This is a genomic window from Cohnella sp. GCM10027633, assembly GCF_042675445.1.
Classification (GTDB): Bacteria; Bacillota; Bacilli; order Paenibacillales; family Paenibacillaceae; genus Cohnella.
This window is the reverse complement of sequence record NZ_JBHTGV010000002.1, coordinates 91,334-107,304: the sequence shown is the minus strand read 5'-3', so window position 1 is coordinate 107,304 and position 15,971 is coordinate 91,334. Positions and strand designations below refer to the sequence as shown.

Below are 15,971 nucleotides of genomic sequence, written 5' to 3'. Positions count from 1 at the left end.
GGGTTAAAATCGCACTTTCTTGACAATGCTCATTCAATTCTTTACTTCCTGTCCCGATACTCCTGAGGCGTCATCCCGGTCTCTTTCTTGAAGAATCTGCCGAAATAGTTCGCCGAATCGAACCCGACCTTGCCGGCGATCTCATGAATCTTCAGCGCGGAGCGACTTAATAGATCCTGCGCCTTCAGCATCCTCATCTCCGTCGTGTAATCCGAAATCCCGACGCCCGTCTGCTGTTTGAACAGCCGGGAAAGGTAGGAGGGATTCAAATAGACGATATCGGACAATCGGCCGAGCGATAAATCTTGGTCCAGATGATCGGCGATATACGACTTGAGCCGGCCGATGATCGAATGCGTGCTTTCCTCGCGATTGTCCTCCTGCAACTGGGTCCAGGTCTCCAGCCGATCGTCCAAGTACCGCAACGCCTGCTCCCAGGAACCGTGCTCCCCGAGACTCGGCCACTTGTAATCGTCCGATTCTCGCGCCGCCTGTCCGCCGCGATTGCGGTTCGACAGGGAAATGAGCAGATAGCCGACTCCGTAGTAGATTTCGGACAATACCTCGACCTCGTTGCGGCAATGCAAGGAAGCCTCCTTCAGCTTCGCGTACGTATCCGAGAAGCTTCTCTTCGCTTCTTGGGAACCTTCCGGCTGCATGGCGACCAGCTGCTGCAGCAAGCTTCTCGCTTGAAGCTCGTAGACGCTCTTGTCCTCCTTGCCCGTCGCCGCCAAGTAGCGGTCGGTCAACAGCATTTCTTCGCCCTCGCCCAGCCCGTGGAAGAGCACGTCGTTCAATTCCGCGTACTTGGCCGGGAGAGATGCCCATTCCGACAGGCTAGATCCGGTCGCGAAAGAGAGCGCGACCTTCAGATAGGTTCTGCTAGCGGACTGAATGGATTCGAGCGTACCCTGAACGAACAGGGCGAGCGAATCGGCCTTCTCCTCGGGAACGGCATTCTCCTTGCCCGATTCCGGTTCGGCTTGCAGCAGCCATACGAACCGGGAAGCGTCCGTCATGATGGAGAACAACGCCTTTCGCTCGAACAGCTCTTCCGCCATCTTCTGGACGGCATAGGAGAGCAGCGTCCGATCTCTGGGCGACAATTCTTCGCGCCAGCGATCGACCCGGCCCACGACCATGAGTACGTCTCGCTCCGCGTTCAGTCCGATTCCCAGCTCGTCCATTCGCGCCTGCGACGCCTTCTGTTCTCCGCGCAACAGCGAGGTCACGTATTCTTTGCGCAGCATCGGCAACGTCTCGTTGAATTGTTCGGCAGCGCTCTTGATCCAACGCTCCGTCTCCATCTGCCGCGTCAACATCTCCGCGGCCTTCGTAACGGCCGCTACGATGGCTTCGTCGCCGTCGGTCTTCAGCACGTAATCGACGCCGCCTTGACGGAGCGCGGCTTGAACGTACCTGAAGTCGTCATAGCCGGACAGGAACACGACGTGGCAGCGCGGCCAACGAAGCGTAACTTGACGATGCAACTCCAAGCCGTCCATGCCGGGCATCCGGATGTCGGACAATAGAATGTCGATTTTGATTTTCTCCAAGCATGCCAAAGCTTCGGCAGCGGAGAACGCCCGGTATACTTCCAGCTCGAGTCCGACTTCCTCTTCGAACAATTGCTGCAAGCCTTTGACGATTTTCGGTTCGTTGTCCACGATTAACAGCCTGTACATTCATTCGCCTCCCTTGTCGACCGCCGGCAGCTGCAGCTCGATCCGAAGCCCGCCGCTATCCGACCTGCTTGCCTTCATCGTTCCGTCCTCCCCGAAGAACAGCTGGAATCTCCGTTTGACGTTATAGAGTCCCGCGTTCTCCTCCGGAGACTGTTTTTTCTCCAACAAGCCGTTGATCTTCGCCAACTGTTCGTCGGCTAGATCCCCGTTGTCTTCCACGAAGATCGTCAGCAGCCGCTCGTCCTCGAGGAATCCGACGCGGATGAATCCCGGTTCGTCCCGATCCTCCAACCCGTGCTGATACGAATTCTCGAGCAACGGCTGCACGATCAGCTTCGGAATCAAGCGTTCCCGCCAACGCTCCGGAATGTCCTCGAATTCGACGCGAATCTGATCCTCGAACCGGATTTCCTGGATGTCCGCGTAAGCCTTCGCATGCTTGATCTCCTCTTCGAGGCGGATACGATCGCTCCCTCTCGTGATATAACGGAAATACTCGCCCAGACTCCGGGTTACGCGGATAACCTGATCGATCTCGTGCATCTTCGCGATGCGGTACAGGTTGAAGAAACAATTGAACAGGAAGTGAGGATTGATCTGGGATTGAAGCTGCTTCAGCTCCGCGACTTTCGCCTGGTATTGCTGAACGTACACCTCGTCGATCAGTTCCTTCAAGCGATAGACCGTCTTATTGAACCGCTCGAACAAGTAACTGAATTCACCCTTGCCATTCAATTGCATGGCCTCGTCCATCTCCCCTCTCTCCAACTTGCGGAAGGAGTAGACGAGTTGCGCCAACGGCCGGTGAATCAGCCGATAAATCCAGTACGAGAACAGGACGACGATGATGACGGAGGCGATTGACAGCCACCAAACCCGATCTTTGTATTGTTTTAACGGCCCTATGATTTTGCTTTCTTTGACGAATACCGAGAGGGAGAGCCCCAGCTTGTCCGACTTCTCGATGAAGAGATAGTAAGATTCCCCGTCCACCTTGATCGTTGCGGATCGTTGATGAATCGCGGCGTTCGCGTTCTCGCCCAGCTTCTCTTTCACGGCTGCCGTAACCGAAGGATCGGTCTCTCCGCTTCCGACCATCCAATCCAGACCGTCATGCGCGAGCAGACTGCCCCCGTCTTGCTGGTCGGTATACTCGTTTAAAAACGCTTTCAAGTTTGCGTCCGATATTTCCAATCCCAAGGTGAATACCGGTTGACGGTTCGCCGTTCCCGGGTACGGCAGCGTAATCCAGAGCTTCCCTTGATGAACGATGAACGGGGATTCGAGCCGGTTGGTCGGCTTATAGAGGACGGCTCCGTCCCCGGGAGGGATTTCGCCGTACGCATCCGTGGCGATTCGCCTGTCGAGTAGACTGATATCCACGAAGCTGTCATGCACGAAGCTTGCGGCATTCTTCATCAGCCGGAGTCGGTCTTGCAGCCTGGAAACCGCGGCCGTGAAGTTCACGTAGGACAAGTCTTCCCGCGTGCTGAGAACGTCGATATCGTCATCGTTGACGTACTCGGTCTGCAGCCTCATGGCGCGTTCGAAATCCAATTCCAACGTGCTGATGAACGATACCATCCTCTGTTCGATCGACTGCGTGATTTCCTTGCGAACGAGCTCCTTGCTCTGCTCGTTCATCCGAATGCTTAATCCGAACAACGGCAACAGGACGATTAGAAAAGCAAGGATCAGTTTCGGAAAGATCGTCATTCGGTCTCCCCTGCGCATTTTCATTTTCCACTCACCCTCGCCCGTTCCCAAATCGCCTTGCCTCTTAATTTGCGAATGCCGTGTTCATTCTTCTTGGCGGAATTGATCATCGCTTGCGCCAATACCACCGTCGGCATAGGCGTCTGAGAGCGAACCAGCCCCAACCGATTCAATAACCGAATGACCTTGAATCCGATCACTTCGCCCGCTCGATCGGTATTCTTGCGTATCAAAAGCGGCGGATTGAAGATCGTCGTATGGGCGAATCCCAAAGCTTTGACCGCTTCTTCCAGTTGCCCCTTCATCCGGGGATAGAAAGAGCGGGCGTTGGGCGAGGCAAAATCGGAAGATACGAGTACGTACTTGTTCACGTTGTTGTCGCGGGCGATTCTCGCAAACCGATACTGGTAGTCGTAATCGATCTTCCACTGCGCTTCTTTGCTTTCCGCCGCTCTAAGCGTCGTCCCCAGACACGAGAATAGAACGTCACCCTTAACGAGATGTCCCCACTGTTCCGGTTGATCGAAGTCGATCACGCGTACGAGTAATTTAGGATGTTGAATATTCACGTCGCGTCTAACGAATATATCGACCCGCTGAACGGCGTCGTCTTGCAGCAATACGTCCAGCAAGTCTTGGCCCGTTGCTCCGGTTGCCCCGATCACGATCGCATGCATGTTCTTCTCTCCTCATCTCATCGAAAAAGCGTGCCATACTGGATACCAGTATGACACGCTTTGCCTTCGCTATCCAATCGTATCCTGCAAGCGGTTGTCGTCGTTCCGGCGCCGCCCCTCCCTCACATCTTAAGCGCGCCCTGCGTCATGCCTTGGATGTAATATCTCATTCCGAAGGAGAAGATCAGAAGCAAGGGGACGGAAGATAGCGCGTACGCCGCGAACTGCGTACCTTTGTCCGTAACGCCGAATTGCTTCGTAAAGATCGTAAGCCCGACCGAAATGACTTGCATATGGCTATCTTGGATCGTTAACAGAGGCCAAATATAATCGTTATAGACGCCTACGGAATGCATAATGAACAGAGTCGCGAGAATCGGCAACGATAGCGGAATGACGATCTGCAGGAATACCCGAGCTTCATTCGCGCCATCCATCCGTGCCGCCTCGAACAGCTCGCTCGGCAAACCCGCCATATAAGTACGGCACAGAAACGTACCGAAGATCTGTCCGCCGGCCGCGCTGGCGACGATAATGACCCACGGCGTATTGGTCAAGCCCATGTTATCATAAAGCACGAAGGACGGGATCAATGTCAGCACGCTCGGAATCATCATAATCGCGAGCATCATCATGAACAACATATTCTTGCCCGGAAACTTCTTCTTGGCGAAGATATAGCCCGACAGGGAGGATAGCGCCATGACGCAGAGGCTTGCGGCCACCGCGTAACCGATCGTGTTAGCGATGTAACGCCATATCGTTCGGAAAGCATCGCCGTAATTAAACCACCGCGCCGGCGAAGGCAAACCCCAGAAGTTGCCCAGAATTTGACCGTTACTCTTCAAGGAACTGAGCAGCATGAACAGAATCGGGACCAGCGTCAGGAAAGCGAGAGCGGCAAGCGACAAGATGATGATGATCTGACGGACATGGGCTGGATTTATAATCCTCAAGGCTGCGCCTCCTACTCTTCGGCTGATTTGATGAACTTCAAATTCAAGACGGTAATGACCAGGATAACCGCGAACATGCTGACGCCAAGCGCCGAAGCATAGCCAAGGTCGTTGAATTTCGTCGCCGCGTAGTACATCTGCAAGGCAGGAACGTACGTAGAGTCCATCGGACCGCCGGCCGTAACGATAAGAATGCCGTTGAAGTCTTGAATAATGCCGATCAGCCCCAGAATAATCAGGAACTTGAATTGTCCGGACAGAAGCGGCAGATGAATCGATCGAATGATTCTCCATAGATTGGCGCCGTCGATCTTCGCCGACTCGATCAATTCGCTCGAGATCGATAACAGTCCGGCATAGAGGACGAGCAACTGCAAGATGCCGACGAACGGGAATCCGATGAAGATTACGGACCATAGGGCGGTATCGGGATCGCCCAGCCACCCGTGCGCCCATGAGCCGAGTCCGATCAATTCCAAGAAGTGATTGAATAAACCATGGTTCGGATCATAGAAGTTTTGCCATATAAGCAAACCCGCGACGCTCGGAATGACCATGGATGCCGTAAAAGCCGTACGGAAGACGTACTGGAGCTTTTTGCGGCGAAGATGATAGATCAGCTCTGCGACGATCAGCGGTGGGATAATCAACTTGATAAGTCCGGTAACGATGAGAATCAATAGATTAATGAGTCCTTTCGTGACGAAAGGATCATGGATCATGCGACGGAAATTATCCAGACCGATATAGGTCGATCTGCCTCCCGGCCGCCAGTCGTATAACGAGTGGAACAACCCCGAGAAGGCGGGAAAGTACAAGAACGTGAAGATGAGGATGAAGCTTGGAGCAAGACCGATATAGATCCATTTGGAATTCCAGATTTCCGCGAACAGGCCCAACTTATTGTTTTTCTTCATGTAAAGCAACGTTAAAGCAATCAGCGCCAGCGCTGCCGCGATCCCCAGCGCCCACAGTATAATTACGTTCCTGGCATCGTTCTTCGCCTTTGCGACCACGCTGTCGACGTCGAACAGAAGGATTCTGCCGTCGTCCGTGCCCGCGAATAACGTCTTCCCGTCCGGAGCGAACGCGATGGATCTCCCCGCTTGTCCGTCCTTCGTCACCCATAATTGCTTGCCTTGTCGATCGAAAATATAAAAATTACCGGTTAAATCCGTCACGCCGATGTTGGCGTTATCTTGGGAAAACGCGATGGACGATACGCTGCCGCCGATACGGAAGTCGCGAATGCTCTCGCCCTTCGAATCGTACAACCCGATTTGTCCGTCGCTCGTGCCGACTACCGTCTCGCCGTTATCGTTGATATCGACCGATTGGGTCTGTCCATTCGCTCCGAATTTATGAATAAGCTTGCCGCTATTGTCCAATAAGTGCAAGAACCCGTCCGCGGTTGCCGCAACGGTCCATTGCCCGTTATCGGATACTTGCGCCGTCTTCATCATCGTCCCGATGGGAGTCATGCCCGTCTGTTCGCCCGTCTTCGGATTCACGAACAGAAGATCCGTATTGCGTTGCGCAACGACCGCGATGACGGAGCCGTCTCCGGAAGCGGATACCGCTTTGACCTGACGCTTCATATCCAGATCCCACAGCAAAGCCCCCGTCTGGTCGTACGCATAGAGATGCCTATCGTCCGATGCCACGAGCAACGTGCCGTCGTCTAACAAGTCGACCGCATTAACGACGTTTTTGGCTTCTTTATTGAACAGCGCATGGCCTTCGGAATCGAATAAGATCGCCTGGGAGCCATGGGTGCCTATCGCGATTCGGCTTCCGTCCTTCATAGCCGAGATCGATGTAATATCGCCCGCGTCCTCGATCGACCATTGACCTTGCGCCATTGCGTATTGCGGGGCAAGCCCCAGGAACAACGCCAGCACCAAAAAGATTCTTGAGGTTATTTTCATAGACTTCTCCTTAACTCGCTGTTCATTCTCGATCATTCGCAAAGATGATCTGCACGGGTCAGGATCGACCCGTGCAGATGGCACGCCGTTATTGGTTTCTCTACGATTAGTTGCGTTCAGGCGGGCGCTTCTCCGGCGTCTCGAGATCGGACAGCTCCAGCTTATCCCGCTTCAGCATCGGCACGAGAGATTTGTCTATGTTCTTTTGCAATTCTTCCAAGTATTGTTCGGTCGTAATCTTGCCTGCGAAGAACTTTTGCACGCTGCCAACCCACTCCTGTACGGAAGGTTGATAGTCGTTAAGACCGCGGGCCAGATTGTTCGCGGCGGATTTGTACCCTTCCGTGTTCCCGATCGGCGCGAAGTCGGCGAACGCCTTCGTCATTTCTTCCGGAAGCGTAATATCCTTAAGCGCCGGTGATCCTGCCAAAGAAGCGTCATCGCTGTTCTGAATCGCTTGGGCGTAAACCATATAACCTTCGGGGCTGGTCAGGTACATCATGAAGTTCACGCTCAGAGCGTTCTGCTCGGCATCTTTGCTGACGAGACCGTAGAATCCGATCGGAATTTGAATCGTACGGGCAGGAGCTTGAACCTCTGGGCCTTCCATAGAAGGCATATTGAAGAATCCATATTCGAACGGCTTAACTCCGCCAGCGGCACCCGTCTTCTTCTCGTCCGCGAAGTCCTTCGGAAGCTGCCAGTAAGAACCCGGAGTTCCGACCATCGTAGCGGCTTTGCCCGTCAAGAACAATTGATAAGCTTGCTCTTCCTTTACGCCGAAGAACCCATCTTCCGCATAAGAGAACAATGTCTTCAGATTGTCCGCATAAGCCGCCCATGCAGGGTTCCCGGCGATTTTATACGGACCGGTCTTTTCTTTCACGGCTTTCCATTGACGCAGATCGTTCTTCGTAACATTGCTATTGGCGTCATTGAATGGATCCGAGATATCGAATTTCCATTTATCATCAATATTCGGCAAGTAGGTGTAGTCGTCCGGCTGCGAACGAGTAATGTTAATGTAGTCGCGCAAATATTGGTCTGCATAGATCCGAACCAACCAACCCGCTTGACCGCTCCAGATCGAATTCGCGTCGCCGCCGATTGCAAGCGGTACGAAGCCTGCTGCCTTCACTTTGTCGAAAGCGGCAACCAGCTCATTGAACGTCTTAGGCGTTTCCGTAATTCCGACTTTATTGAATATTTCCTTGTTGTAAGTCCAGACGATCTGTACGGACTCGAAGTTCAGGTTATAGAGATGATCTTCCGCGCCTACGCTGTCCAAGTTAATTCCCATCGCTCCGAGATCGAGCGAATCTTTCCAAGGCTTGCCCGTATAAGGATTCGTTTGATCGAAATAAGGATAGTAGTCCACGAATTTCTTGTCCGACATCAGATTCGCCACTTCATTATTGACGACGAGATCTACTTCTGGCGTCCCGGAAGCGAACTGGGCCGTCAGCCACTCTTTGTAACCTTCGGCAGGCTTGTTATCAACCGTTACCTTGACGCCTGGATTTTTGGCCATATAAGCTTGAGCAACCGCGTTCCAAACGGATGAAGACGCATTCGGAAGAGAGATCTTGATGTTGCCGCTTAGCGAGGGAGCGGATTCGCTTGCGGTCGGGCTGGCATCGGTCGTTGCCGACGGGGTCGCGGCGGACGGAGCCGAGGCCGACGGGGAGGCACCCTGTTCGTTATTGTTGCTGCAAGCGGCCATCGTCATTACTGCCATCGCTACGCATAATCCCGTTATTAATTTTTTGCGGACCATCATTTTCGTTTTCGCCTCTTTCTTGAATGGATGTGATAAAGCGCTTACGTTCCCCCACAAAAAAAAGAATACCTTGAATACCCTGTAAAGTATCGCTTTTAATTTATGTATACTTTACATATCAAAGTATACTTGAATAGAAAATAATATGCAATAGGTTTTTCCAACAGCCCAAAAACGTAAAAGAAGCTATCGTATACGTTACGACAGCCCCTCTATTTACGATTAAAACTCAGTTTTCATTTGCCGATGCTCGTGGTCCCGTGCTTTCTCTATGAATCAAAGTGGGCACGATCTCGTCTTTGACTAGTTTCCCGTCCGTAAGTTCGAATAACAAGATCTCGACGGCGCGTTGACCGATCCGTTTTGTATTCTGGTTAACGCTAGTAAGCGACGGATACGTATACTCGCTTGCCCTGAGATCATCATAGCCGATAATGCTGACGTCGTCCGGAATCTTAAGCTTCCTCTCTTTGGCCGCTTCCATCGCTCCGAACGCCTTGAAGTCGCTCGTCGCGAATATGGCCGTCGGAGGGTTCTCGAGTTCCATCAACCGATTGAATCCTTCCGCCCCCATCTCCGTTCGTTCGTTATGACCGCTCATGAAGGCGATCAGATCCGGATCGAACTCGATTTGGTGCTGAGACAGCGCCAAGCGATAGCCCTGCAACCGCAACGAGAATTCCTGATTCATCTCCAGCATCGATTTCCCCGTAATGATCACTCCGATCCGCCGATGACCGAGCGAGAGGAGATGTTGGGTCGCCAGGTAACCCCCTGTCAAGTTATCGACGATAACGTAAGGAATCCCCAGATGAGGATAATAGAAATGAACCGTAACGATCTTGCGGCTTTCTTGTTGCCATGCGGTCAAGCGCGATAAGTCGAATTTGAAAGTGCCCGTAAGCAGGATGATGCCCGCATGCGGATCGTCGGGCAGCTCGTAGTCTTTGCCGAGATTCCATAGATGGAACGATAACCCGTTCTCCTCGCAAGTCCTCTGAATTCCCTCGAACATATCGTTGAAGAACGGGTGATTGAAATCGGACAGATCGTTATGATGGGCAAAATAAATCGATCGGATCGGCTTTGAACCTGCCGTGTTCGTTAAATTCTCTTGGACGAAACTTCCTTTGCCGCGGATCCGGTAAACATACCCTTCCTGAACCAACTCGGAAAGCGCCCGACGCGAAGTAATTTCGCTCGTGTTGTATTCTTTGGCAAGCTCTATCTGCGTCGGAAGCGGATTATGCGGCTGCAACTCGCCAGATTCGATTCTACGCTTGATATCGTTAATAATATATTGATACATTGGAGCTTTATCCGGCTTCTCCGTATTCACTTAACCATCCCCCCGACTTGGGTTAAGTATACTTTATCTATCGTTTATTCGCAAACCAAATAAGCGACCTCGAACTCGTCCTTCTGCCCGGGTCGCCTATCTTGGATAGCGAATTACTTCATTCATTGGCCGTCAAAAGCTCTTGCGAGCGTGCAACGGTACTTGTTATTCGGGCTGTCACTCTTACGAAACCGGTCTCCTCATGGACCGAAGTCACGTCCTCGAGCCCCCTCGCTTCCCAAGAGAGTTGGCTAGGAAGCTTGGCCTGGAATTGAAGGACTCCGTCCTCTCCTCTTCGCCACTCCGCATACAGATTGCCGTATTTGGTAGGAACAATGCCCTCCGCCCAATCGACGCCATTGACGGCATTAGGCTGCAAGATCACGCCGGTCGTTTCGGCCGAAGACATGTTCACTCCTAACAACTCCCGGCTAAGCAAATACGTAGGCGATGCCCCCCACCCATGCGATAGACTCACGGGAATCGAATCCATTAGATAAGTCGGCGTATGTCCAAGATATGCGCTTGGCGTCGTCGGGAAAGGCAAAGAAGGATCGAATGTCTCCCACCAGGTCGTCGCTCCTCGGTCCAGCATGGCGCCCCAATAGCCGCGGATGTGCTTCATCGCCTCTTCGGTATATCGGTACCGGAACAGCGTTTCGAGCACGATATGATAGAAGAAGGCGCCCTTAATGCGCGGAAGCTTATTCGCCGAATAGTAATCTTCAATGAACGATGCCGCTTCGGATCGTTCCATGATTCCCGACCATGCGGCCACGAAGTTCGTCTGCGCGGTGATGCTCGGCGACAATCCCTCGCCAGATAAGCAATCCGAATACACGTTAGTACCGGGAACGCGCAGCAACGAACGGATCGAAAGACGCAGCGCCTTGGCTTTCATGCCGAGCTTCTCTTCCCTTTCTTGCTCGCCTAGCAACCCGGCGATGCTCGCGGCCGTCAGCAAGAACTTGTAATAGAAACAAGAGATGGCCGTTACGCGGTCTTTGCGCTCGATATCATCCGACCAATCGATGAAACACCACCAGCCCTCGCGATCTGCCCCCGCGAACAATCCATCGCGATTCTCTTGGTTCTCGAACCAGTCGATGAGCCGAAGCACGTTCGGCCATATTTCTTCCAAGAACTTCAGGTCTCCGCTATAGGCATAATAATCCCACACTCCGAAGAGCCAATGAGCGCAAAAATCAGGCAATAAGAAGGCGCTTCTCTGCGGCCCGGCTCCCGGAATCGATCCATCCGGATTTTGTATTCTAGCGAGCTGCAGCAATGATTTGCGTATAATGGCCGGATCGTCGGAGATATGATAGACGACTTTAGACATCACCACGGCGTCCGCTACCCATAGCGCAGCCTCGCGATAAGGACAATCTTCGAAGTGATTCTGGCTATTCACGATCGTCGTATAACGCCCCGTCTCCCAAATTCGGTTCAGCAACTCGTCGCTGCAGAGAAACCTCCCTTCGGCCGAATAGGGATAGTGAACGAATTCAACCTTCAGCTCCTTAACCGTTATCGGTACGGGCGTAGCCATCGCCGCGACTTTCATGTACCGGAACGCGCGGCGGCCGAAAGGGGCGAGCACGTTGTCTCCCGGGCGTAAGAGGAACGTGTCCATTAGTGCCATCTCAAGCGATTCTCCGTAGTAGAGTTGGACAACGCCGCCTTCCGGCGCCGACACTTCCAGTCTCGAGTAACCTACGATTTCGGCTCCGAAGTCGTAGGTGACCTGCGGCAGGCTTCCCGGGACGGAAGCATCCATGACGAACGATTCGGACGAGCCCCTATCCGCAACAACGGCTTCAGGCGAATAGACAGCGCCCAAATAAGCCTCCGCCGCGACATAGCCGATCGGATGCACGATCGTCTTGCTGAGAAACGGTATCTCTCGCGGCAGCAACCGCGGCCAAGGGGATTGCCCGATCTTCCCGACTCCTACCGCCGCCGGCCAAGCGGAATCGTCGTAATCTTCCGTTAACCAACCATCTTCATAATTAACGTCATAAATCTCTCGGTACCCGCCCCAGAGATGAAGACGACTCGTACCTTGCTTCCAGCATGCCGATCGCCTGCACCGCCAATCGGTTCCGCTAGCGATCGTCCCTATCGGCTCTATGCCGGAACTCCCCTCCGCATACAAATCGACCTGACAGATCAGGCCTCCCGGCCCCTGCGCCTGCATCGTGACGATCTCTGCGTGACCGAAATTATTGGCAACGATCGCGATCACGTTCAACCCGTCTCTCAAATGGTCGATGACCTCGTAGGTATCATAAGATATCCAATCCAAATCGGAAGGAGCCGGTCCTCTCCCCAACTCATCTCCGTTCAAAAAAAGCTTGTAGGACTGATTCGCCGAAATCCTGATGCAAGCTCGGTCAGTTCCCGCGGGAACTTCGAATGTCTTTCTTGCTTCCACGAACACATCATGATGTCCGAGCGTACCTTCCGCCCATATCCATTCCGCGGTCCAACGACTTTCCATCATAAGCTGCCTCCCAAGCTTGTATGCTAACGGTTTGTCACTAAAGTATTCTTTGAAACCATTATAATATACTTAAACAGATATGTGTATATAAAAATATACGAAGTAGAGCGGTCGCTCCAGGCCGCCGCTTAATGAAAAAGCTCATCCGCCGCAGCGGATGAGCTCCTTTACAATTACTTGTCCTCATTCGCTCGGGCGCACGGCTCGCCCTAAACCGGATTTCCACCATATACTTGAAAGTCCCAGAGGGAATAACCCCAATCGGACGCCGGGTTTACTCTTTGCGTACCATACATGCGAATATAACGCCCCGAACCCGATAAACCCGTCAAATCCTGAATGCCGCCCGTACCCGTGGACGTACTATATATGGTCGTCCACGCGGTAGCATTGTTCGAAACCTGGATTTGAAAAGCCTTCGCATACGCCGCTTCCCAATTTAAGACCACTCTATCGATGCTGTATGTCGATCCCAAGTCGACTTGCAGCCATTGCGGGTCGCTGTAAGCGCTTGACCAGCGGGTGTTCAAATGGCTATCTACGGCCTTATTCGCCGTATATGTCGTATTTGGCGCCACCGATGAGGCTGTTACGCCCACGATAGAGGGAGAGCCGTTAAACCCGATCTGATCAATTTGATATCTTGCATCCCAAAGGGCCGTCGTATTCGCGCTAAACCAAATCTTGATTTTGTCTATGCTGCCTTTGTGAGCCCAGCCGCTCAAGTCCATAGAAAACTTGTTCCAGGAATCGGTTGTCAGCAGCGCTTTGCCTTCGATAATGTTGTCACCGCTGTAAATACGCACAGTCACATTGTACTGGGTCGCGCCGGGAGCCCCCCCATAAGAATTCATCGCGAATTGAAACCTGGGCGTGCTTGTTACGTCGATCGGAGAAGCGAATACTTTGGTAATGCCCTTCTCCGCCCTCGCTCCGCCTTCCGCTTCTCCATTGGAGTTGAATATATTGACCTCCAACGACTTCGAACCGGCAAACGGCGTTCCCGGGCCATTGGCAAAACTTGTAACCGCAGCGGCCGACCGGGAATATTCCGAGATCTTCCACCCGTCGTTCGAAGTCTCGAAGCCGGAGACGTATGCAGTCGGGCCGATCGACGACACGGCCGCCAGACTGCCGACGGCGGGAGGCGTCCTGTCAGCCAACTGGGACGCGTTGTACCCCGGAATGACGGAAGACCAATCGCTAATGCCGATAATGCTCTTCGCGAATTCGGTCGCGGCCGCGGATTCGCTCGTATCGATTTTTTTGAATACGTCGTAAATGTATTTCGGATCCTTGGGGGCGAAAGCAATCGACTTGGTCGCGTCTCTCGTCCATAGACCGAAATTCAAGCCGTACTCCCCGCCATGATCGACATGCCTATGCAGGATGAAGGAATCGATCCCTCCGACAAACTTAGCCTTATAGTAGGAGTATGCGTAACCTGCCGCCTGAATCTTCTGATCGGCCAAGGAGTTGCTCATGGAATGGAAGCCTTCCTCGGACAAAATAATTCTCCTCTTGTTCCCGTTAAAGAGATACGAAGATGTCCCGATGTAATCGGTCAATACCTGCAAGTTCTTAAAGTTAATCTTGACGGAATAGGGGCTGTTCGTAGGGCTGGAGTCGGCCCACACCGTCGGGTCCGATAGATCCTCCGGGTAAGGATGGTACGCGATATTCCATGGGATGTTGCCCTCCGCGGCAATCCGTTTGTTGAATTCGTCCAACACGGCCTTCCCTTTATAATATTTCAGAGCATCGCCTGCGAGGCTGCTGTTCCAGAAAGGGTCAAGCGAGATATACGTTCTCCCCTTGTCGTAATATTTCTTCACGGCGGTTTCCGCGATTCGATAAGCCCTGGCGTATTGCTCTACGAAATCCTGTAAATTCTTGTTCCCCATCTCGTACCAATCATAGGGGGAATTCACCTCGTTGCCGACAATGTAATTCACTGCTCTGCCATATAGCTCGTCACTTCTCGTATATCGGCTGGCGAGAAACTCCATGCCCGCTTTCCAGTAACGTATTCCGTCGGCGTTCGTTGTGTTGATCGCCGCAATGATTCCGTGTCCCGAATAGTCGGGATGTATGAGCTTGGAATTGATCGTACCGCCGGCGTTCTGCATGAGCAGAATCAGCGTTACGATGACGTCGTCGTCGGACAGCGTCTTAATATCCTTATCCAACCGACTGACGTAATCTTGATTGAAGTAGTAGGTAACGCCATCCATGACGAATGCAATGGCGTTGGTCGCATTATCCTTGAACATATCGTTAAAGGTTACGTTAAGCGCCGCATGCCCGATTCCGAGCTTCTGCGCGTCATCTACGTTCTGCACTTGCAGCCCTTTGATCGATTGAGCGGTCGGAAAAGCATACGTGTTCACGGAAGATGTCAATTGGTTCACGTAAGTCGGACTTGCAATCAGCTTCTTCGTGGCGCGATCGACGACGACGAACTTGGAGTAAGCCTTGTCGCGAGAAGCTGCCATACGCGGCGTACTTAACGAGAAGCTTGCTACGCCTCCGCTCGGAGTGATCGTCTGGGTAGCCTGAGGAGTGTACGTCGCAGTCATATTGTATTGCTCGTAAGGCTGAAGCTCGATCAAATCCAATTGAGCCGAAGAAACCGTTGTATACGTGCCATTAGCCGTAATCTGCGATGCATTGGCGGATATTTGGCTAACCGCGCCCGGATACGTAGCCGGGTACGCGGAGAAGCCGATGTTATCCAGCTGGTGCTTTCCCCCGTCCCAATTGGATGTATAGGTTTTGGACCTGAAAGCGATTTCAATTCTAGTTACATTATTGCGATAGCTCCAACCGTTCAAGTCCACGCTAAGCTCGTTCCACATGTCGGCCGAGATGTTCTGAGTCGAGATATAAGTCTGCGCGTTACTGTAGAAGGTGATTCTCACCTCGAATTGATTGTGCGTGGCATTGATGCCGTAAGTGTTGAAGGCACCGTGGAAATAGGGAGTCGCGGATACGTTGAGACCTGGCGAGAAGTCTTTGTAGATCGCCCGCCATGAAGTTCCCGGCACCGTCGGAGTCGACAGCTCTCCCATCCTGTTGCCGGCATAAGGGGTAGTAGGTCCGTTAATGCTGCTCGTCGCATGGCCCAGCCCGTTCACGTTGCTTCCCCATTGCCAATTGTCCGTACCCGATTCGAAGCTGCCATAATCCGACTGGAGTACAGCCGCTGTCGCGGGGGCCGCCCCCGGAACGAACGGGATCATTAACGTTATGCTCAATAAGGAAAACATCAGAAAAGCAATCGTCCTTCTCTTCATCATGTACCACCTCATTAATTGTCTTATTTATGTAAAAAGAGTAAACGGCATGATTCAAAAATGCGGTTTACTCTTGAAAGCAAATATT

General features: G+C 52.6%; 9 protein-coding genes. All 9 read right to left on the bottom strand.

Annotated features, from left to right (window positions below):
* Nucleotides 1-41 precede the first annotated feature (41 nt).
* Nucleotides 42-1,685 carry a response regulator transcription factor gene (locus tag ACFQZG_RS05255; RefSeq protein WP_378150511.1) on the bottom strand — a complete coding sequence of 548 codons (1,644 nt, stop codon included), beginning with the start codon at nt 1,683-1,685 and terminating at the stop codon, nt 42-44.
* Nucleotides 1,686-3,401: a sensor histidine kinase gene (locus tag ACFQZG_RS05250; protein WP_378150510.1), complete on the bottom strand. Its 1,716-nt coding sequence runs from the start codon at nt 3,399-3,401 to the stop codon at nt 1,686-1,688.
* Nucleotides 3,402-3,421: 20 nt separating this feature from the next.
* Entirely contained in the window at nt 3,422-4,078 is a 657-nt protein-coding gene (locus ACFQZG_RS05245; protein ID WP_378150509.1) for an NAD(P)H-binding protein, read from the bottom strand.
* A gap of 122 nt (nt 4,079-4,200) precedes the next feature.
* Entirely contained in the window at nt 4,201-5,034 is an 834-nt protein-coding gene (locus ACFQZG_RS05240; protein ID WP_378150508.1) for a carbohydrate ABC transporter permease, read from the bottom strand.
* An 11-nt stretch (nt 5,035-5,045) separates the two neighbouring features.
* Nucleotides 5,046-6,962: an outer membrane protein assembly factor BamB family protein gene (locus tag ACFQZG_RS05235; RefSeq protein WP_378150507.1), complete on the bottom strand. Its 1,917-nt coding sequence runs from the start codon at nt 6,960-6,962 to the stop codon at nt 5,046-5,048.
* A 106-nt stretch (nt 6,963-7,068) separates the two neighbouring features.
* Complete coding sequence (locus ACFQZG_RS05230) at nt 7,069-8,700, bottom strand: ABC transporter substrate-binding protein (protein WP_378150506.1); 1,632 nt, start codon at nt 8,698-8,700, stop codon at nt 7,069-7,071.
* A 271-nt stretch (nt 8,701-8,971) separates the two neighbouring features.
* The gene (locus tag ACFQZG_RS05225; protein ID WP_378150505.1) at nt 8,972-10,081 is read right to left on the bottom strand and encodes a GntR family transcriptional regulator; all 1,110 of its coding nucleotides are present in this window, start codon (nt 10,079-10,081) and stop codon (nt 8,972-8,974) included.
* A gap of 118 nt (nt 10,082-10,199) precedes the next feature.
* Nucleotides 10,200-12,584, bottom strand: coding sequence for a family 78 glycoside hydrolase catalytic domain (locus ACFQZG_RS05220; RefSeq protein WP_378150504.1), 2,385 nt, complete (start codon nt 12,582-12,584; stop codon nt 10,200-10,202).
* A 212-nt stretch (nt 12,585-12,796) separates the two neighbouring features.
* Nucleotides 12,797-15,886 carry a DUF5722 domain-containing protein gene (locus tag ACFQZG_RS05215; RefSeq protein ID WP_378150503.1) on the bottom strand — a complete coding sequence of 1,030 codons (3,090 nt, stop codon included), beginning with the start codon at nt 15,884-15,886 and terminating at the stop codon, nt 12,797-12,799.
* Nucleotides 15,887-15,971: the final 85 nt, after the last annotated feature.